This is a genomic window from Pseudarthrobacter sp. CCNWLW207 (assembly GCF_037203945.1).
GTDB lineage: Bacteria > Actinomycetota > Actinomycetes > Actinomycetales > Micrococcaceae > Arthrobacter.
The window spans coordinates 242,784-261,388 of sequence record NZ_JBBCBS010000003.1 but is presented as its reverse complement, the minus strand read 5'-3'; the positions used below and the strand labels follow the sequence as shown (position 1 = coordinate 261,388).

The window sequence follows — 18,605 nt, the reverse complement described above, 5'->3', positions numbered from 1 at the left end:
CTTGCCTTCCTGCCGTGCAGGCAAAATGGGGGCCCGGCCATGAAACCGGACCCCCATGCGCCTGTCGGCAAGTTAGATCCTGGGGACTACTTTGCCGTGATGTCGAAGTAGCGGATGCCGCCGTTCCAGCCGGTTTCGGCCTTCACAACGTTGTTGCTCCACACAATCGGCTTAGCCTGATCCCAGAGAGCCAGGCCGGGAAGGTCCTCGAAAAGGATCTCCTGTGCCGAGTTGAACTTTGCGTTCGCCTCTTCGGTGGTCTTGGCTGCCAGGCCCTCCTTGAGGAGCTTGTCGAACTCAGGGTTCGAGTACTTCTCGTAGTTGGAGGACGCTCCCGTTGCCCAGACAGGCCCGAGGAAGTTGTACAGCGACGGGTAGTCGCCCTGCCAGCCGGCTCGGGTCAGGCCCGGAAGTGACTGGGACTTACGCAGGTCCAGCACTTCGGCGAACTTGGCGAAGGGCTGGATTTCAGCCTGGATGCCGAGGTTGTTCTTGAAGCCGTTGGCCACAGCGTCGATCCATTCCTTGTTGCCGCCATCAGTGTTGGAGGCAATCAGGAGCGGCTTGGAAGCGTCGTACGGCTGGATCTTTTCGGCCTGGGCCCACAGATCCTTCGCCTTGGCGGGGTCGAACTTCAAGGTTTCGCTGCCCTTGAGTCCTTCCTTGTAGCCGTCAATCACCGGCGGGGCGTAAGCCTTGGCCGGGGTGCGGGTTCCGCTGAAGATCACCTTGCAGATTTCCTCGCGGTTGATCGCGTAGGAAAGAGCCTGGCGACGCAGCTTGCCGGCCTCACCCTGGAAGTTCGGGTTGTAACCCGGGATGTTCAGGGTGGAGTTGGTGGCGACGGGCTTCGTGGCGTTACGGTCCGGGAAATCCGTGACATAGGTCTTCAGGGCGTTCGACGGCAGGACATCCGTGATGTCGAGGTTGTCCGACTGCAGGTCAGTGTACGCGGGGCCCGGATCAGTGTAGAACTTGAAGGTCACGCCACCGTTCTTCGCCTCACGGGGTCCGCTGTAGTCTGCGTTCTTCACCAGTGAGATGGACTGGTCGTGTACCCACGCGCCGTCCTTTTCGAACTTGTACGGGCCGTTCCCGACAGGGTTTTCGCCGAAGGTCTTCGGATCCGTCAGGGCTGCGGAGGGCAGAGGGAAGAATGCCGAATATCCAAGTCGCAGCGACCAGTCAGCCTCGGGCTGAGCGAGCTTGACCGTGATGGTGGAGTCATCCTTGGCTTCAAGACCTGACATGGTTTCGGCTGTGGGTGCGGGCGTCGTGGTGGTCTTGCCGTCGGCAGACTTCTCAGTGGTGACGGCCGAGACTTCCTCGTAGCCGGCAATGGATTCGAAGAAGAATCCGTTGTTCTGGAGGTTCTTGGAGTTCGCGGCGAAGTTCCACGAATCCACGAACGTCTTAGCCGTGATTTCTTCGCCATTCGTGAACTTCTGGCCCTGCTTGACCTTGATGGTCCAGTTTTGGGCGTCAGGCGATTCAATGGACTCGGCAAGGGCGTTGACGGGTTTGCCGTCGGCGTCGTACGTGCGTAGGCCTTCGAACAGCAGTTCAACAACACGGCCGCCATAAACTTCATTGGTGTTGGCGGGCAGCAACGGATGCTGTGGTTCGTTGCTATACGCGGTAATGACCTTGTTGGGGTCGCCGGCAGACTGGGTGCCGCCGTCGTCAGTACCGCCTCCGGCACCGCAGCCGGTCAGGGCAAGCGCGGCGATTGCCACCATGCCCAGTGCTTTGGAAGTGCGCGTGAAACGCATTCCGCCTCCTATGAGTTGTGGGAGATATTCAAGGGAATCTTTTGCTTCCCCGCAGCCTGGACCACAGTCTTCCACTGTGACGCAGGCTACATATACGAGTAGCCTAACCGCACAGAGTCCAAATACTGGTACTCCGTTGCCAAACCGTAACCGGTTAATCGCCATTAGCTCGCCGGGGCACGGAAGTTGTGCAAGTCACATGTTACTCGCAGGTAGGACCAACGCCGAATTGACCCTGACAACTCCTCCACAGCAGCTTAGGCAGGCGGCAACGCGCCTTAGTTCAGGCGCCACTCCCACACGTTCCACCACACGCCCAAGGGGCCACCGCTGGCCTTCACGCCCGTGATCCGTCCCGCAACGGCAGTGGTTCCCGTGGTCTGGTAGAGGGGCAGGCCGTAGTCGCTTTCCCATACCCGTTTGTCTATCTCAGCCATCAGTTCGTCCTGCTTGGCCAGATCAGTGGTGGTGGACAGTTGTTCCATCACCTTGTCCGCGTCGGCGTCGGAATAGCCATTGAAATTACTGCCCGCTCCGGTCCGGAAAATCTGCGGTACGCGGCCTACGCCTACCCCTGTACTGATCCAGCCGAGGATGGCGGCATCGTAGGAGCCGCCGCCGAGTGCCTTGGCCCAATCGGCGTTGCCCTGCCCGGCATCGATCACACGGAAGCCGGCCAGGGTTGCCGAGTCACGGATCAACGCAAAGGCCCGCACGCGGTTGGGGTTGTCGCGGTTGTAAAGGATCCGGACCGTGGGAGTCGCACCGTCCAGGAGCGACGCAGCCCCGCCGATGTCTACTTCCGCGTAGTCCGTCGAGCCGTTGTCCTTCACCGTTTCGGTGTATTTGGGGTGGGACGGCAGGAAGACGTGGGAGTCGAGCGGTTTGGCGTCCGGCATCTGGTCTCCGACGATTTCTTCGACGATGTCCTGCCGCGGGACGGTCTTGAGGAATGCCTCACGGATCTTGTCTTCGGCGAACACGCCGGAAAAGTTCAGGTCGAGGTGGTCGTACCCCGACTGGCTGTAGCGTTGAACAGCTATTCCCTGGCCCTCCAGCCCGTTGAACAGGTCCTCGGATCCTGCGGAAGGCTGGGGAGAAATGATGTCAGCCCGGCCGCTTTTGAGCGCGTCCACAGCCGCCGTCACTGCACCTGTGAATTGGATAGTGACCTCATCCAGGTAGGGCTCCGGACCCCAGACGTAGTCCTTGTTCCGAACAAGTGTCACTGAAGCCTCAGGGATGATGTCCCGGACAATGTAGGGCCCATTCGAGAGGTAAATTGCCGGATCACCGGGCAGCGTCTTCGCGTCAAAGCCGGAGTTCCAGAAGCTGCTGACCACCTGGAGGTCCGCATTCAGCACCGGCTGCTCCGCGTCACCGCGGGGCGAATCCCGCAAGAGTTCAATCAGGTCATCTTCATCATTGAGTCCGCCTTTGGCGGCCACAACATGGGCCGGAAGACCGACGTCGAACGCCACTTCCCAGTCAGCGTAGGGCGATCCGTATTCCAAAGTGATGGAGCGTCCGTCTCCCCCTATTTCGGGAAAAACCGTAGTGGCCAGGCCGCTGGTGTCCGACGCTGCGGAAAAGTACTTTCTTCCGGTGCCGGCCGCGGGGTCAGCGTCGTCAAAGTAGCCGGACCCCGCCGCCCACGCCAGCACCAGGTCACCCGCATCGACGGCTTCGCCATCGGACCATTTCACGCCTTCGTTGACCGTGTACCGCACTTTCAGCGGCTGGTCAGAGATCTTTTCGTACCGGCCGAACTTCTCGTTCCGGACCACTTTTGCGGAGTCGTCAACGTAGTAAAAGCCGGAGTGGGTGGCGTACCAGACTTTGGAATTGATGTCGGTGTTGCCGTCCGTGCTGAACGGATTAAAGGAGGAGAGGGCATTGACTTCAGCCACTGTGGCACTGCCGCCGCGTTTTGCCTCGCCGACCACGACGGGCAGCGCTCCCCCGCCGCCGCCGGAACAACCGGCAAGAACCAGGGCCGCCGCCGCTGCACTGCTGATGAGCTTTACCAGACGCCTGAGAGGCATGCCGTCTCTCCTTATGTGTACCCTCTGCCTGAGGGGCCCCTGGACACGCCAGGATCACGTCCAATGTCCTTCAGCAAGAATACTTCGTATGGTCCGGGGCCGGCACCAAAAAGCTGCCCGGTTCCCTGAACCGGGCAGCTTTCGATCCACCCGGCACGCGAAATGAAGGTGCCCTATATGCGCCTTTTCAGCCCGACGTGGGCAGTCCGATATCCGAGCCGGGTGTAGAAGGCTCGGGCCCGTTCCCGTGCTTCGTCCGTGGTCACCTGTGCCAGTTGCGCCCCACGCGCCCGCCCGAAATTGTGTGCCCATTCAAGCATCGCGGTGCCCAAGCCAAGTGAACGCTCCGCGGCCGCAACTCGCAGTCCCTCGATCTGAAGTCGGGAAGAACCACCCCGGGAAAGACCAGGAATAACGGTCAACTGCATCGTGCCCACGATGCGATCGGCACCATTGCGGACAACCCCCAGATAGTTTGAACTGTCACGTTCAACCACGTTGAAGGCCGCCTCGTATCGTTCGAGTTCGGCGCACTCACGATCGGGTCCGAACTGATCATCAGACAGCAGCGCGGCGATGGCCTGAACATCTTCGCGACTTGCCCGTTCCAGCCTGAAGGTCCGGCCCGCCACCCGCAACAGTCCTCGAACCGAGGATCGCGCGTCTGCCTGCAAACGGGCGACCAGCAGATCAAGCCATCCACCGACGTTGGCTCGAGCCTCGATGGTGTCGGGGTAACGGCATCGCAAGTGCAGCCCGGACTCGTCCAGAATGAACCAGAGCATGACGCTGTCGGTGTCGATTGTCGCGCTGACATAATGGGCTTCGAGTCCGACCGAGTCGATTCGCACCGGCAGCCTGCGCAGGTCCAGCCAGGAGATCGCAAACATACCAGGAGCTACGGGCATGCCGCCCCATGGAGCCAGCACGTCCGCGAGCGGCCACGAGCCAAGCTGTACGGCCTCTTTTACTGCGGCCGCCGCAGCGTGCGGCTCGGCGACCGCCGACTCAAGTACCGAATTGGTAATGAACCAGCCGACTGAGTCATGCCAGTTCTCATCGAAGCGGCTGTGAACGGGAAAAACAGCTCGCAGCGGCGTTCCGGCCAACTCGCGGGTTACCGCAGTCATCGCAACAACAGCGAGTGCGAGCGTCGACACACCGTCACTGCGGGCCTGCGCGGCAAAGGCGGCACCGTCGTCGAGATCGAACACATCGCGCACTTCGACGCGCTCGTGCTGCGGATCGGCCGCGCCCAGGGGCAGTGGGAATTGCGGCATAACGCCGCCGCTGTCCCGGATGATGTTTTCCCATCGGTGACGCACGGAGCCCGGCGCTGCATTCCGCTCCAGCAGTGCTTGCGTGTGTTCAACAAATGCGGGCGCCGGCCTGCGGAACGGTTCGCGGTCCGCCCTCCCAGCATCGAGCGCCGACAGCAGGTCGCGCGCGATCACCAGCATCGACCACATATCGACGTGGGCGTGGTCTGCCGCAATCACGACGGTCAGTCCAGCAGCAGTCTCCAACACGCAGAGCCGGTGCGAGGGCTGCTGATATGGCGAACATGCGGCATCGAGAATGTCCCGCACCGTGTCGTTGACGGCCTGGCCAGGAGATATCTGATGCTCGACCCAGGTTCCCGGACCAACGTCAATTTCGTGAAGCTCCGGATCACCATCCGCACCGGGCACGAATGCCGTTCGCAGTGTGCCATGACGGGCTACGACAGCCAGCCACGCATCGGCAATTGACTCACGACGGGTTGGAGTCGGCAGCCGAAAAGACAATGCCATCCAAGAGCCGGGGCGGTCGCCTGCCCCCACATGGAGTTGCTGGTCAAAGGACACTGGAAGGCGTCGGTCCAGCACATTCACACTGACGTCGTAGCCCCAAAGTCGTCCAAACGGTAGGCGCAGGTGCTTGACGTTGGTCAGCCGCATGGCAGAAGCCTATCGCCCCGGATAACCTGAATGCTCAACGCGGCCGCCCGAGGTCACGCGGTCAGTCACGAAACGAGGAGCCAGATGCCCACTTTCGAGGTTCCCGGAGCGGAGCTTGCGGTTGCTTTGAGCGACGAAGGTGGACACCCGGTTGTCCAACTGCATGGCCTTACCTCAAGCCGCGCGCGCGATCGCGTGCTCAACCTCGACCTCGGTCGAGGCCTTAGTGGCACTCGGCTGCTGCGGTACGACGCACGCGGCCATGGCCGGTCGACGGGGCGGAAGGTCCCCGAGGACTATCAGTGGCAAAGCCTCGCCGACGACCTCCTGCGACTGCTCGATAAATGGTTCCCGGGCGAACGTGTCCACGGAGTTGGTCCCTCCATGGGTACCGGCACGCTGTTGCACGCCGCTTCCCGCGAGCCGGACCGCTTTACCGGGCTCACGCTTATGGTGCCACCCACCGCGTGGGAAACCCGGGCTACACAGGCTGCAAACTACCGGGTTGCCGCAGCGCTAATCCAATCTGACGGTGTCAAGGCATTCCTCGCCACCACGCGCGGAGCGCCACCTCCGCCGGCAACAATTGGTGCGCCGGAAACGGTGCCTGACGTCCCCGACGCCCTCTTGCCGTCGTTGTTTCGAGGCGCGGCACTCAGCGATCTGCCTGCTCCCGAGGCCATCGCGCGAATCGATGTACCGACGACAATCCTGGCGTGGGTCGATGATCCGGGCCACCCGCTGTCAACCGCCGAATCCCTTGCCGCGCTGCTCCCCCAAGCAACGCTGACGGTCGCCCACACCCCCGGAGAAGTCGAAACCTGGCCTAATATTCTGAGCCAGGATGTCCCCCATTGGGGCTAACCGACAATTGGCTCGACTACTTGCTCACATGGAAGCGGAACTCAACTAAACGTTGAAGCGGAACTCCACCACGTCGCCGTCGGCCATTACATATTCCTTGCCTTCGATCCGGACCTTGCCGCGCGACTTGGCCTCGGCCATGGATCCGGCCTCGATCAGGTCGTTGAAGGAAACCACTTCGGCCTTGATGAAGCCACGCTGGAAGTCCGTGTGAATGACGCCGGCCGCCTGCGGAGCGGTGTCACCCTGATGGATGGTCCATGCCCGCGTTTCCTTGGGTCCGGCTGTGAGGTAGGTCTGCAGCCCCAGCGTGTGGAAGCCCACGCGGGCCAACTGGTCGAGGCCCGACTCGTCCTGGCCGTTCATTTCCAGCATTTCCCGGGCTTCTTCCTCGTCCAGCTCCACGAGGTCGGACTCGAGCTTGGCATCGAGGAAGACGGCGTCCGCGGGGGCCACCATGGCCCGCAGCTCTTCCTGCTTCTCCGGGTTCCCCAAAATGCCTTCATCGGCGTTGAAGACATAAATGAACGGCTTGGCCGTCAGCAGGCTGAGCTCCTTGAGGTGCTCCATCTCCAGCTTGTCGCTTTTGATGGAGGCGAAGATCGTGTCGCCGCGCTCAAGGACTGCCTGCGCAGCCTTGATGGCTGCCAGTTCGGCGGCTTCCCGCTTCTTGATCTTGACTTCTTTTTCGATCCGCGGAATGGCATTCTCAATGGTCTGCAGATCGGCGAGGATCAGCTCGGTGTTGATGGTTTCCATGTCCGAGCGTGGGTCCACCTTGCCGTCCACGTGGATGACGTCAGGATCATCGAACACCCGGACCACCTGGGCGATGGCCTCAGCCTCACGGATGTTGGCAAGGAACTTGTTGCCCAGGCCTTCGCCCTCCGACGCGCCCTTGACGATTCCGGCGATGTCCACGAAGGACACCGGGGCCGGCAGCAGGCGCTGCGAGCCAAAGATCTCCGCGAGCTGCTTCAGCCGCGGATCCGGCAGGTTCACGACGCCGACATTCGGCTCGATCGTGGCGAACGGATAGTTCGCTGCGAGCACCTGGTTGCGGGTCAGTGCGTTGAAGAGAGTTGATTTGCCGACGTTGGGCAGTCCGACGATGCCAATAGTAAGAGCCACGAGCATTGATTCTACCCGCAGCAGGCCCAGAACCTTTCAGCGGCGGTCTTTGGAAGTCCGCGCAACCCTGCGGACATCCCGCGCGCAGGACTGCCGCTGCCCTGAATTGTCACAGGGGCATGCCACAGTGAGGATATGGATGCTTTCGCCCTGATTCTTGCCCTGTTGATGCTGCTGGTCGGCGCCTTTGCCGGTGCCGCCGCCACCTATTTTTCGTTCCGCCGCCGCGCCCACGCGCTGGAGGAGGATTTCGACGCCGTCTCATCCCGCCTCTCCGAGGTCAGCGCCCAGTTCGCCGCAGCCGACGCCGAACGCCGCCTCCTCAGCATCCAGAACCGGGAGCTCGGCGAGTCCCGCAGCCAGGACGGGAACGTGCTGCGGGCGCTCGCACCGGTGGCCGAAAAACTGACGGCCGTGCAGCAGCAGGTGGCGCTGCTGGAGCGTGACCGACTCGAACAGTATGGCCAGCTTGCGCAGCAGCTCCAGGAGGCCCGTCTCTCGGACGCCCAGCTGATCCGCTCCACCCACGCCCTCGAATCTGCCCTTCGCTCAAATAGCGCGCGCGGCCAATGGGGCGAGGTACAGCTGCGCCGGGTGGTTGAAGCATCCGGGATGCTCAAGCACGTGGACTTCCTGGAGCAGGTCCACAGCTCCGGCACGGACTCAACCGTCCGCCCCGACCTCGTGGTCCAGCTGCCCGGGGAAAAGCAGCTCGTGGTGGACGCCAAGGTGCCGCTGTCCTCATACCTCGCCGCCCAGGAACTGGGTTCCGTACCAGCGGGTGAGCAGGGAAATCGTCCCCTGGACGGCGGCGGCTCGCAGCAGGCCTTGCTGGCCGCCCACGCCAAGGCCCTGCGAGCCCACGTTGACGCCCTCAGCAACAAGAAATATTGGGACATTCCCGGAAACACTCCCGAGCTGGTGATCTGTTTCCTGCCTGCCGAATCGATCCTGGCAGCGGCCCTCATGGCGGATGCCACTCTGCTGGACCATGCCTTGTCCAAGAATGTGGTCCTGGCTTCACCCAGTACCCTGCTGGCCGTGCTGAAGTCCGTGGCCTTCACGTGGCGCCAGGATGTGCTGACGGACAGCGCACGCGAACTTTTCGAGCTCGCCCGTCAGCTGTACGAACGCATGGGAACCCTGGGCGAGAACGTAGGCAAGCTGGGCTTGTCGCTGAAGTCCTCAGTGGACCGGTACAACTCCATGGTCGGCACCCTTGAGGCCCGGATCCTGCCCACTGCCCGGAAACTCAACGCCATGGACGAATCCGGATTGCTCACTCCGCCTGCGCTGGAAGTAACGCCGCGTTCGCTGGCAGCCCCGGAGCTGCAGCAGGACGACGCCGCGGCCTGACGTTACCGGGGAACTGTCAGCTGCGGGACCGGCGTCCGCCGAGCGCGCGGCTGACATCCCCGGCTTCCTTGAGAGTCGCGCGAAGTTCTTTGGGCAGCGAGAAGAGCAGGTCTTCCTCGGCCGTGACAACTTCCTCCACGGAAGAGTAGCCGTAGTCTGCGAGCAGCCGCAGGACATCCTTGACCAGGACTTCGGGCACGGAAGCGCCGGAGGTGACCCCTACAGTCGCCACGCCTTCAAACCATGCCTCGTCCACTTCGTTGGCAAAGTCCACGCGGTAGGAGGCTTTGGCACCGTATTCCAGGGCAACTTCCACAAGCCGTACCGAGTTCGAAGAGTTGGCCGAACCCACCACAATTACCAGGTCCGCCTGCGGAGAGATCTTCTTGATGGCCACCTGCCGGTTGGTCGTCGCGTAGCAGATGTCGTCGCTCGGCGGATCCTGGAGGGTGGGGAACCGCTCTTTGAGGAGCCGGACGGTCTCCATGGTCTCATCAACACTCAGGGTGGTCTGGGACAACCAGATGACTTTTTCCGGATCCCGGACCGTGACCTGGTCCACTTCATGCGGGCCGTTGATGATCTGGATGTGCTCCGGTGCCTCGCCCGCGGTTCCTTCAACTTCCTCATGGCCGTCGTGGCCGATGAGGAGGATGTCGAAATCGTCCTTGGCGAACCGGACGGCCTCCTTGTGGACCTTTGTCACCAGCGGGCAGGTGGCATCAATGGTACGGAGTCCGCGGTCCTCCGCGGACTGGACAACGGCGGGCGATACGCCGTGGGCAGAGAAAATGACCAGGGCGCCTTCGGGCACCTCGTCGGTTTCGTCCACAAAGATGGCGCCCTGTTCCTCCAGCGAGCTCACCACGTGGACGTTGTGCACGATCTGTTTACGCACATACACCGGAGGGCCGTAGTGCTCCAAGGCCTTTTCCACCGCTATTACGGCCCGATCAACACCGGCGCAATAGCCGCGGGGAGCCGCCAGCAGAACCTTCTTCGGGCCCGCTACCGGGGCCGCCGCGGCTACGTCCTCAGGCGAGCGCCGCCTTCGCGGGACAGTTGGCATCGAGAGGGAAACGGCGGTGGAAGTCATTCCTCCATGCTACCGGGTGAGGGCCCGCCGCCCCCGCGAAGCGATGCCGATCACAAGGCCGGCCGCCAGGAGCACTCCGCCTGCAACCGCGGTTCCCGATATCCAGGACTGAAAGCTGCTGGACGCCGCCGCCACGAACGCATCCTTGAACCTGTCGGCCACCTCATTTCCGCTGGCCGTCCCCACGACGGCGCCGCGGGCCCATTGTGAGCCAAAAGTCCACAAGGCCGCCAAGACCAGTGCCCCCACGCCAGCACTGAAAAATACGGTCCAGCGCCGGCGCGCCAACACCAAGGCGAGTGCCAGGGCGATTCCCGCGCCGATCGCCAGCGAATAAGCCAGCGGGGCGTAGGCAGACAGGCGCTCGATCCACTGGCGCTGATCCGGCTGTCCAACGTTGATCAGGGTCTGTTCGGGGGCTTCCAGCTTCAGTCCCGTCGTGCGGGAAAGCTCCTCAACCGCCAGCGCAACCAAGGGTGCCACATCCAGCGTGAGCGACGTGGCGGTGTCCGCTTCGGCCGGCAGGGAGGCGGGGTCGGCAAAGTTCAAACGATGGCTCTTCCGGAGGGACTCTTCCCAGGCTGCCGGGTAACCGGGCAGCCCGGTCAGGGAGCCGGCCGCCGCTTCTGCCACCGGCTGGACGAGGCCTGCCAACGCGTCCGGGATGGAGCTTGTGTCGATGGTTCCCACTGCAGCGGCAGCGAGCCGCTGCTGGAAGTCTGCGTCCTGCCCCAGCGGAGCCGACATTGCCACAAAGCCGTCCTCATCCACCACGTTGCGGTCCACCCAGATAGCAGGGACTGCCACGGCGGACAGCAGGACGCCGAGGATGACTGCTACGGCTGAAACGAAGGTGCGCAAAAGCTGGTCCTAACTGGTTGACGGCTGAGGGGCCATCCTATGCATGAAGCCTGGATAAAGAATGTCCGCCTTCGGTGGTAGAGCTTATGGATAAGGTTGAATGACAGCCGTCATTCAAACATGAACTGCCAATTGCCGAACAAAGGACCGCCATGCCGCCAGCCACAGCTTCCCGGGGCAGCGCGCATGTCTGAACAGGCTGCCCTTCCGGGAACCGCTGCCAGCACGTTGCCCGCCACTGCCGCTGAAACCAGCCCGGACAATCCTTGGCCTTTGCAGTTGTTGTCCCAGAAACTCAAGGCGCACATCGACCGCACGCCTTCGGCATGGGTCGAGGGCCAGGTCATCGAAATGAACCGCCGCGGCGGCAATGCCTATTTGACGCTGCGCGACGTCGACGCGGAGGTTTCGCTGCCGGCGTCGGTCTGGACCAAGGTGTTGGACCGCCAGAACATGCCGTTGGAGCGGGGATCCCGGGTGGTGGCCCTCCTGAAGCCTGAGTTCTGGCTGAAGACCGGCCGCCTCAACATGCTCGTCAGGGATATCCGGCCGGTAGGGCTGGGCGATCTGCTGGCGCGGATCGAACGCCTGCGCCAGGCGCTTTCGGCCGAGGGCCTTTTTGCGGACTCCCGGAAAAAGACCCTGCCGCTGCTGCCCCACCGCATCGGCCTCATCACGGGTCGGGATTCCGACGCCAAGAAGGACGTCCTGCAGAACGCAGCGCTTCGTTGGCCGGCCGTTGAGTTTGAAATCCGTGAGGTGGCTGTCCAGGGCAACACCGCGGTGTCACAGATCGTCCGGGCACTGCGCGAGCTTGACTCCCGTCCCGACGTCGACGTCATCGTCATCGCCAGGGGCGGCGGAGCCTTGGAGGACCTCCTTCCGTTCAACAGCGAAGAACTGATCCGCGCCGTCGCCGCCGCGGTCACCCCGGTGGTCAGCGCCATCGGCCACGAGGCGGACAGGCCATTGCTCGACGACGTCGCCGACTTGAGGGCTTCAACGCCCACCGATGCCGCCAAACGGATCGTCCCGGATGTCGCGGAGGAACTGGCCGGCGTCGGCCAGGCCAGGGAACAGCTCCGCCGCTGCATCAGCCGGCTGGTGGACCGGGAGACAGACCGCCTCCATGCTCTGCAGTCCCGCCCGGTGCTGGCCGCGCCGGAGACCATGGTGACGGGCCGCTCGGAAGAGATTGAGCGCCTCCTGCGGCGGTCCTCCGCGGCCGTCAGCTCGCTGGTGGTGCGGGCGGCTGACCAACTGGCCCACCTGCAGGCCCAGGTGCGGTCCCTTTCCCCACAAAAAACCCTCGACCGCGGCTACGCCGTAGTGGAACTGGCCAACGGCCGGCCCGCGCGGGCAACGGAAGCTTCCGGCCACGCCGTGGTCCGAGATCCGTCGGAGGCACCGTCCGGAACAGCATTATCGGTGCGGGTCGCCCACGGCCTGTTCGGAGCCACCTCCACCGGGAAACTTCAACAAGGAGAAGCACATGCCTGACACAAAACCCGATCCGGAAATCGAAGCGCTGAGCTACGAGGAAGCGCGCGAGCAGCTCATCGGCGTCGTGGGAAAGCTGGAGGCCGGAGGTGCAAGCCTTGAGGAATCACTGGCCCTCTGGGAACGGGGCGAAGCCTTGGCGAAACGCTGCGAGGAATGGCTCGAAGGCGCCAGGAAGCGTCTGGCTGCTTCCCGGGACCAGCCGCTCTGACCGGATCCGGGAAGAGTCAGGACCTTTCGACCAGTTCGCGTTCAATCGGGACGTCAAGCTCGGCCTTTGGCCACTCCAGCCTGAGGTCAGACAGTGCTCCCAGCACCAGCTGCTGCACAGCGATCCTGGCATACCATTTCTTGTTGGCCGGCACCACGTGCCAAGGGGCAACCTCAGTGCTGGTGGCGTCGAAGGCAGCCTGGTAGGCGTCCATGTAGTCGTCCCAGAAGGCCCGCTCCTTGAGGTCTCCGCTGCTGTATTTCCAGTGTTTGGCGGGGTTGTCCAGTCTGGCCAGGAGCCGTGACTTCTGTTCATCCCTGCTGATGTTCAGCATCACCTTGACGATTTTCGTGCCCGCATCCGTCTGCCGCGCCTCAAATTCGTTGATAGCACGGTACCTGCGCTTGATTTCCTCAGGCGTTGCCCAGTTGTGGACCCGGTGGATCAGGACGTCCTCATAATGTGACCGGTCAAAGATGCCCACCATGCCTGCTGCCGGCACGGCCTTCTCGATCCTCCACAGGAAATCGTAGGACTTCTCCTCCTCGGTGGGAGCCTTGAACGCCTTGAACTGGACGCCTTGCGGGTCCATCGCGGCCATGACGTGGTTGACGATGCCGCCCTTCCCCGCCGTGTCCATGGCCTGCAGGATCAGGAGCATCCGCTTCTTCCCGCCAAAGCGCGACTCCGCGAACAGCTTCTCCTGCAGTTCGGCCAGCGCGCTGTCCAGCTCGGCCAGGATGGTCTGACCGTCAGCCTTGTTCCCTGGGTATCCGGGCGTGGCGTCCGCGTCTGCGTCGGCAAGGGAAAAGCCCTCACCAATCCTCAGCGTTTCAGAAGGGTGCTCCTCGAACTCAACGACGCCGTCCATGACGGTCCTTTCCCACGGTTCCGCGTGCCAAGGATGCACGTCACCACAGGCTAGTTCCCCTGGTACCTGCTTAGGAAGTCCCCCATGCGCCCCACAGCCTCCTCGATGTCCTTGACGTTGGGCAGCGTGACCATCCGGAAGTGGTCCGGACGCACCCAGTTGAAGGCACGGCCGTGCGAAACCAGGATCTTCTGCTCTTTCAGGAGGTCCAGGACAAATTTTTCATCGTCCCGGATGTGGTAGACCTCCGGGTCCAGTCGCGGGAACAGATAAAGCGCACCCCTGGCCTGTTGTGTGCTGACTCCTGGAATGGCGTTCAGCATGTCATACGCCTTGTTGCGTTGCTCCAGGAGCCTCCCGCCGGGAAGGATGAGGTCATTGATGCTCTGGTAGCCGCCGAGCGCCGTCTGGATGGCATGTTGGGCGGGCACGTTGGCGCACAGGCGCATGTTGGCGAGCAGGTTGATGCCCTCCAAGTAATCCGAGGCATCCTTCTTGGGCCCGGATATGGCCATCCAGCCAGCCCGGTAACCACAGACCCGGTAGGCCTTCGAGAGTCCGCTGAAGGTGAGGCAAAGGACGTCGTCTCCGGTCAGCCCGGCGAGGTTTACGTGGACCGCGTCCTCATACAGGATCTTTTCGTAGATTTCATCTGCGAAAAGGACCAGCCCGTGCTTCTCGGCCAGGGCCACAATCTTCTTCAGCGTCTCTTCGGGATAGACGGCCCCGGTGGGATTGTTCGGGTTGATCACCACAATGCCCTTGGTGCGCGGTGTGATCTTGGCTTCCATGTCTTCGAGGTCCGGCTGCCAGCCGGACTCCTCGTCGCACAGGTAATGCACCGGTTTGCCGCTGGCCAGGGCCACCGAAGCGGTCCACAGCGGGTAGTCCGGGGTGGGAATCAGGACTTCGTCGCCATCGTCCAGCAACGCCATCAGGGACATCGTGATGAGTTCGCTGACACCGTTGCCCAGGTAGATGTCATCCACATGGATGTTCTGGATGCCACGGGTCTGGTAATACTGCGAGACGGCGGTCCGGGCCGAAAAAATGCCGCGGGAGTCGCTATACCCCTGGGCATGCGGCAGGTGGCGGATCATGTCCACCAAAATCGCGTCCGGGGCTTCAAATCCAAACGGCGCGGGGTTTCCGATGTTCAGTTTGAGGATCCGGTGACCCTCCGCCTCCATCTGCTGGGCGGCCTGAAGAATCGGTCCACGGATGTCGTAAAGGACGTTGTGAAGCTTGGTGGACTGCCTGAATTCTGCCATCCATCAAATATGCCACAGGAAGGATGTACTTCCGTTGAGACCTCGGACACGTTCGACGGCGGCTGCCGGACACTGAAAGTCCGGCAGCCGCCGTCGTGGTTGAACAGAAAGCAAGGGCTACTTGACGATGCCCTTGTCCTTGAGCCAGGCGGCGGCAGCGTCCTTGGCGTTCTGCTTCTGGCTGCCGCTGACTGCACGGTTGAGGTTGACCAGGTCATCGGTGGTCAGAATCCGCGAAACGGCGTTGAGGGCTTCCTTGGCCTTGTCGGTCATTTTGGCCTCGTTGTACAGGGGCAGGACCTGCTGGGCCTTGAAGTTGTTCTTGGGATCTTCGAGCACCACGAGGTCGTTGTCCGCGATGGACGGCGTAGTGGTGTAGATATCAGCCACCTGGACCTCATCGGTCAGCAGTGCCTGCAGCGTCAGGTTGCCGCCGCCGTCACTGAACGGCTTCAGCGCCTTGAGCTCACAGCCGTAGTTCGCCTTGAGCCCCGGGAAGCCGTAGGCCCGGGTTTCGAAGGTCGCCGGCGCGGCCATGGTCAGGTCCTTGCAGACCTTGGCGAGGTCCTCGATGGACTTCAACTGGTACTTCTCGGCCGTTGCCTTGGTGACTACCATGGCGTCCTTCGACTCAGCCTTTGATGCCTCCAGGACTGCCAGGCCCTCGGGGAGCTTCTCCGGCAGGGCCTTGTAGATATCGTCAGCAGAGACCTCGGCGGCCTCGGGGTCCACGTGCGAGAGCAGGTTGCCGGAGTAGTCCGGGACGAGGTCGACCGAGCCGTCCTGCACAGCCTTGAAGTAGATCTCGCGTGATCCGATGTTGGGCTTGGTGCTGGCCGTGACACCGGCAGCCGTCAGGGCGCCGGCGTAGATTTCGGCCACGATCTGGCTCTCCGGGAAGTCTGCCGATCCAACCACGAGCGGTCCGCCGGTTGACCCGCCGGTTCCGCCAGTGGTGGGGGTGGACAGGGGGTCGCCGCCGCCGCAGGCGGAGAGCGCGACGGCGAGGCCAACGCCCGCCGCGAGGCCGGCAAGGCTCCGGCGGGTGATGGTTGTCCGTACTGGGTTCTTCATGGGGTGCCTCCTTGAACAGCAGCTGCCGCAGGCGCGGCAACCGTAAGATCGGCGGGAGCCTTGTGGCCGCCGTCGGGATCGGTGGACAGGCCGGGCGAGAGCACCATTCTCTGCACCGCGGCAAGAATAAGGTCGACGGCGATGGCCAGCCCCGCGATGAGCAGCGAACCGCCGAGCATCCGGGGAAAGTCTTGCAGGACCAGGCCGTCGAAGAGATACCGGCCGAGGCCGCCGAGCGGCAGGTAGGCAACAACCGATACGGTGGCAATGACCTGGAGCACGGCTGTGCGGATGCCGCCGAACATGACCTGCAGGCCGTTGGGTACTTCCACGCGGAAGAGGATCTGCAACTCGGTCATTCCCATGGCCCGGGCGGCATCAACCACTGTCCGTTCAACGCTGGAGATGCCCGCATACGTTCCGGCTAGCAGCGGCGGAACGGTGAGAATCACCAGTGCCCAAACCGGCGGCATAAGGCTGCTGCCTGCGAGCAGTGCGAAAAGGACGAGCAGCCCCAAGGTGGGGAGGGCACGCAGCGCGCCGGCCACGGCGACGGCAACCACGCGCCCCCGGCCGGTATGCCCGATGTACAACCCCACCGGGACCGCAATGGCGGCTGCTATCACCAGCACCAGGCCGCTGTACTGCAGATGCTCCAGCAGGCGGACGGCGATGCCCGAGCTTCCGGACCAGTGCGCGGGGTCGGTCAGCCAGGCGATGGTCTCCAGGAAGATGCTCATCGTGCCGTCTCCACAGCCAAGGGCAGGCCTGCGGCGTCTTTCATGCCTGAATCGGCAGGGGCTTTCGCAGCCCGCGTCCATGGCGTCAGCAACCGTTCCAGCAGCACCAGCACCATGTCCATCAGCAGGGCCAGCACCAGGATGGCCACGATGCCCACCACCACTTCAGTGACGAAGGTCCGCTGCAGGCCGTCAGTGAACAGCATGCCCAGGTTACCCACCCCCAGGAGGGCGGCAACACTGACGAGGGAGATGTTGCTGACGGATACCACCCTGAGCCCCGCGAACATCACCGGGAGGGACAGCGGCAGGTCAATCTGGAGGAACCGCAGCCAGGGCTTGTAGCCCATGGCCACCGCGGCTTGGCGCAGGTCTTCGTCCACGGAGTCGAAGGCATCCAGGGCGGCTCGCACCAGGAGCGCGACCGCGTACAAGGTGAGGGCAACAATAACGTTCAGCGGATCGAGGATCCGGGTTCCCAGGAGGGGCGGCAAGATGATGAACAGGGCCAGCGACGGGATGGTGTACAGCAGTGAACTTGCCGTCAGCACAACAGACCGGAGCGTGGCGTTCATCCGTGCGAGCTGGGCCAGCGGAATCGAGAGAACCAGTCCGAGCACCATAGGGATCAGGGCAAGGATCAAGTGCTGCCCCGCCCGTTCCATGACCATGCCGCTGTTCGACAGGAACCAGTTCATCAGAGCGCAGCCTGCCGGACCTGGCGGGCTTCCTCAATGACAGCCAGGACCTCCTGTGCCCTGATGGTGCCCAGGACGCGGCCCTCCCGGTCCACGGCCACACCCAGGCCCGAGGGCGAGGAGAGCGCAGCGTCCAGGGCCCGGCGAAGGGTCTCGCCAGGCCGGAACAGGGAGCCGCCGGGAATGAGTTCGCTATCCGTTCCCGGACCCGCCCAGCCGAGCGGGCGCATGTCGCTGTCCACTACCAATTGCCAGCCTGACACAGCTCCGGCGTCCCCGGCGAAGCCCGAATCTCCCCGGACGAGCGTGGGCACCGGGTGGATCCCCACGCCGTCGGACGCCGTAAAGCCCAGATGGCGGAACCCCCGGTCCCGGCCGACGAAAGCTGCAACAAAGTCGTTGGCGGGGGCCCGCAGGATTTCCTCGGGGGTGGCGTACTGGGCCAGCTTGCCGCCCACGGCAAAGACTGCCACCTTGTCTCCCAGGACAGTGGCCTCGTCAATATCGTGGGTCACAAAAACGATGGTTTTGGCCAGGTCTTTTTGCAGCCGCAGGAGTTCCTGCTGCAGTTCGTCCCGCACCACGGGATCCACCGCGCTGAACGGCTCATCCATCAGGAGCACGGGCGGGTCGGCGGCGAGCGCACGGGCTACGCCAACGCGCTGCTGCTGCCCTCCGGACAGCTGGGAGGGGTACCGCTTTCCCAGGACGGACGCCAGTCCGACGACGTCGAGCAGCTCTTCGGCGCGTTTGCGCGCTTCAGCCTTGGGGACTCCGTTGAGCCGGGGAACGGTGGCGATGTTATCCAGCACCGTTCGGTGCGGCATCAGCCCTGAAGACTGCATGACGTAACCCATGGAACGCCGGAGTTCGGCTGCGGGAACAGAGGTGACGTCCTTGCCATCCACGGTGATGACGCCAGACGTTGGCTCGACCATGCGGTTGATCATCCGCAGCGACGTGGTTTTGCCGCAGCCGGACGGGCCCACGAAAACGGTGATCGCACCCCTGTCGATTGACATGGTCAGCTGGTCCACGGCAGGGTGCCCGCCCTGATACTGCTTGGTGACGCTTTGGAACTCAATCATGGCCTGGTCCATTGCGGGACTTACCTGTTCTGTTGGACGGCATCGGACTGCGGATCGACTCGGTAAACAAGCACACTGATAATCACG

16 protein-coding genes are annotated in these 18,605 nt (G+C 63.1%); 4 read left to right on the top strand and 12 right to left on the bottom strand.

Going from position 1 to position 18,605, the window contains the following annotated elements; all coding sequences use genetic code 11:
- Window positions 1–86: 86 nt before the first annotated feature.
- From V9L17_RS06920 to V9L17_RS06910, 3 genes are all read right to left on the bottom strand, one after another.
- Window positions 87–1,772, bottom strand: a complete 1,686-nt coding sequence (locus tag V9L17_RS06920; protein WP_337350912.1) for a peptide ABC transporter substrate-binding protein — start codon at window positions 1,770–1,772, stop codon at window positions 87–89.
- Between the two features lie 278 nt (window positions 1,773–2,050).
- On the bottom strand, window positions 2,051–3,817 hold the full coding sequence (locus V9L17_RS06915; protein ID WP_337350911.1) for an ABC transporter family substrate-binding protein: 1,767 nt from the start codon (window positions 3,815–3,817) through the stop codon (window positions 2,051–2,053).
- Between the two features lie 173 nt (window positions 3,818–3,990).
- The gene (locus V9L17_RS06910) at window positions 3,991–5,757 is read right to left on the bottom strand and encodes a GNAT family N-acetyltransferase (RefSeq protein WP_337350910.1); all 1,767 of its coding nucleotides are present in this window, start codon (window positions 5,755–5,757) and stop codon (window positions 3,991–3,993) included.
- Window positions 5,758–5,841: 84 nt separating this feature from the next.
- On the opposite strand from V9L17_RS06910, the gene V9L17_RS06905 reads away from it, so the two are divergent.
- Window positions 5,842–6,621, top strand: a complete 780-nt coding sequence (locus tag V9L17_RS06905) for an alpha/beta fold hydrolase (RefSeq protein WP_337350909.1) — start codon at window positions 5,842–5,844, stop codon at window positions 6,619–6,621.
- Window positions 6,622–6,666: 45 nt separating this feature from the next.
- Here V9L17_RS06905 and ychF read toward each other — a convergent pair whose 3' ends face one another.
- Window positions 6,667–7,752, bottom strand: coding sequence for a redox-regulated ATPase YchF (ychF, locus tag V9L17_RS06900; protein WP_337345670.1), 1,086 nt, complete (start codon window positions 7,750–7,752; stop codon window positions 6,667–6,669).
- A gap of 135 nt (window positions 7,753–7,887) precedes the next feature.
- Here ychF and V9L17_RS06895 point away from each other — a divergent pair, with 135 nt between their 5' ends.
- The gene (locus V9L17_RS06895; protein WP_337350908.1) at window positions 7,888–9,108 is read left to right on the top strand and encodes a DNA recombination protein RmuC; all 1,221 of its coding nucleotides are present in this window, start codon (window positions 7,888–7,890) and stop codon (window positions 9,106–9,108) included.
- Window positions 9,109–9,124: 16 nt separating this feature from the next.
- Here the strand turns inward: V9L17_RS06895 and V9L17_RS06890 are convergent, their stop codons facing one another.
- Window positions 9,125–10,204 (bottom strand): 4-hydroxy-3-methylbut-2-enyl diphosphate reductase, encoded by a 1,080-nt coding sequence (locus V9L17_RS06890; RefSeq protein ID WP_337345668.1) that lies wholly within the window; start codon window positions 10,202–10,204, stop codon window positions 9,125–9,127.
- A gap of 9 nt (window positions 10,205–10,213) precedes the next feature.
- Window positions 10,214–11,065, bottom strand: a complete 852-nt coding sequence (locus V9L17_RS06885) for a hypothetical protein (protein WP_337350907.1) — start codon at window positions 11,063–11,065, stop codon at window positions 10,214–10,216.
- A 186-nt stretch (window positions 11,066–11,251) separates the two neighbouring features.
- On the opposite strand from V9L17_RS06885, the gene xseA reads away from it, so the two are divergent.
- Window positions 11,252–12,565, top strand: coding sequence for an exodeoxyribonuclease VII large subunit (gene xseA / locus V9L17_RS06880; protein ID WP_337350906.1), 1,314 nt, complete (start codon window positions 11,252–11,254; stop codon window positions 12,563–12,565).
- The gene (locus V9L17_RS06875) at window positions 12,558–12,776 is read left to right on the top strand and encodes an exodeoxyribonuclease VII small subunit (RefSeq protein ID WP_337345665.1); all 219 of its coding nucleotides are present in this window, start codon (window positions 12,558–12,560) and stop codon (window positions 12,774–12,776) included. The genes xseA and V9L17_RS06875 overlap by 8 nt, the downstream gene beginning before the upstream one ends.
- A gap of 16 nt (window positions 12,777–12,792) precedes the next feature.
- Here the strand turns inward: V9L17_RS06875 and V9L17_RS06870 are convergent, their stop codons facing one another.
- The 6 genes from V9L17_RS06870 to V9L17_RS06845 all read right to left on the bottom strand — a co-directional run bounded on the left by V9L17_RS06870 (window position 12,793) and on the right by V9L17_RS06845 (window position 18,530).
- On the bottom strand, window positions 12,793–13,647 hold the full coding sequence (locus V9L17_RS06870; protein WP_337350905.1) for a polyphosphate kinase 2 family protein: 855 nt from the start codon (window positions 13,645–13,647) through the stop codon (window positions 12,793–12,795).
- 50 nt (window positions 13,648–13,697) lie between these two features.
- Window positions 13,698–14,918 carry a pyridoxal phosphate-dependent aminotransferase gene (locus V9L17_RS06865; protein ID WP_337345663.1) on the bottom strand — a complete coding sequence of 407 codons (1,221 nt, stop codon included), beginning with the start codon at window positions 14,916–14,918 and terminating at the stop codon, window positions 13,698–13,700.
- Window positions 14,919–15,035: 117 nt separating this feature from the next.
- Window positions 15,036–15,992, bottom strand: coding sequence for an ABC transporter substrate-binding protein (locus V9L17_RS06860; RefSeq protein WP_337345662.1), 957 nt, complete (start codon window positions 15,990–15,992; stop codon window positions 15,036–15,038).
- Window positions 15,989–16,732, bottom strand: coding sequence for an ABC transporter permease (locus tag V9L17_RS06855; RefSeq protein ID WP_337345661.1), 744 nt, complete (start codon window positions 16,730–16,732; stop codon window positions 15,989–15,991). Before V9L17_RS06855 ends, V9L17_RS06860 begins: the two co-directional genes overlap by 4 nt.
- Window positions 16,729–17,430 (bottom strand): ABC transporter permease, encoded by a 702-nt coding sequence (locus tag V9L17_RS06850; RefSeq protein ID WP_337345660.1) that lies wholly within the window; start codon window positions 17,428–17,430, stop codon window positions 16,729–16,731. The genes V9L17_RS06855 and V9L17_RS06850 overlap by 4 nt, the downstream gene beginning before the upstream one ends.
- Complete coding sequence (locus V9L17_RS06845) at window positions 17,430–18,530, bottom strand: ABC transporter ATP-binding protein (RefSeq protein WP_337345659.1); 1,101 nt, start codon at window positions 18,528–18,530, stop codon at window positions 17,430–17,432. Before V9L17_RS06845 ends, V9L17_RS06850 begins: the two co-directional genes overlap by 1 nt.
- Window positions 18,531–18,605 lie beyond the last annotated feature (75 nt).

Bases quoted from the DNA above. Each gene is read 5' to 3' on its own strand.
- V9L17_RS06895 (WP_337350908.1), top strand. From the start codon at position 7,888: ATGGATGCTTTCGCCCTGATTCTTGCCCTGTTGATGCTGCTGGTCGGC.
- V9L17_RS06860 (WP_337345662.1), bottom strand. From the start codon at position 15,992: ATGAAGAACCCAGTACGGACAACCATCACCCGCCGGAGCCTTGCCGGC.
- V9L17_RS06850 (WP_337345660.1), bottom strand. From the start codon at position 17,430: ATGAACTGGTTCCTGTCGAACAGCGGCATGGTCATGGAACGGGCGGGG.
- V9L17_RS06875 (WP_337345665.1), top strand. From the start codon at position 12,558: ATGCCTGACACAAAACCCGATCCGGAAATCGAAGCGCTGAGCTACGAG.
- V9L17_RS06905 (WP_337350909.1), top strand. From the start codon at position 5,842: ATGCCCACTTTCGAGGTTCCCGGAGCGGAGCTTGCGGTTGCTTTGAGC.
- V9L17_RS06890 (WP_337345668.1), bottom strand. From the start codon at position 10,204: ATGACTTCCACCGCCGTTTCCCTCTCGATGCCAACTGTCCCGCGAAGG.
- V9L17_RS06910 (WP_337350910.1), bottom strand. From the start codon at position 5,757: ATGCGGCTGACCAACGTCAAGCACCTGCGCCTACCGTTTGGACGACTT.
- V9L17_RS06845 (WP_337345659.1), bottom strand. From the start codon at position 18,530: ATGGACCAGGCCATGATTGAGTTCCAAAGCGTCACCAAGCAGTATCAG.
- V9L17_RS06915 (WP_337350911.1), bottom strand. From the start codon at position 3,817: ATGCCTCTCAGGCGTCTGGTAAAGCTCATCAGCAGTGCAGCGGCGGCG.
- V9L17_RS06865 (WP_337345663.1), bottom strand. From the start codon at position 14,918: ATGGCAGAATTCAGGCAGTCCACCAAGCTTCACAACGTCCTTTACGAC.
- V9L17_RS06920 (WP_337350912.1), bottom strand. From the start codon at position 1,772: ATGCGTTTCACGCGCACTTCCAAAGCACTGGGCATGGTGGCAATCGCC.
- V9L17_RS06870 (WP_337350905.1), bottom strand. From the start codon at position 13,647: ATGGACGGCGTCGTTGAGTTCGAGGAGCACCCTTCTGAAACGCTGAGG.
- V9L17_RS06855 (WP_337345661.1), bottom strand. From the start codon at position 16,732: ATGAGCATCTTCCTGGAGACCATCGCCTGGCTGACCGACCCCGCGCAC.
- xseA (WP_337350906.1), top strand. From the start codon at position 11,252: ATGTCTGAACAGGCTGCCCTTCCGGGAACCGCTGCCAGCACGTTGCCC.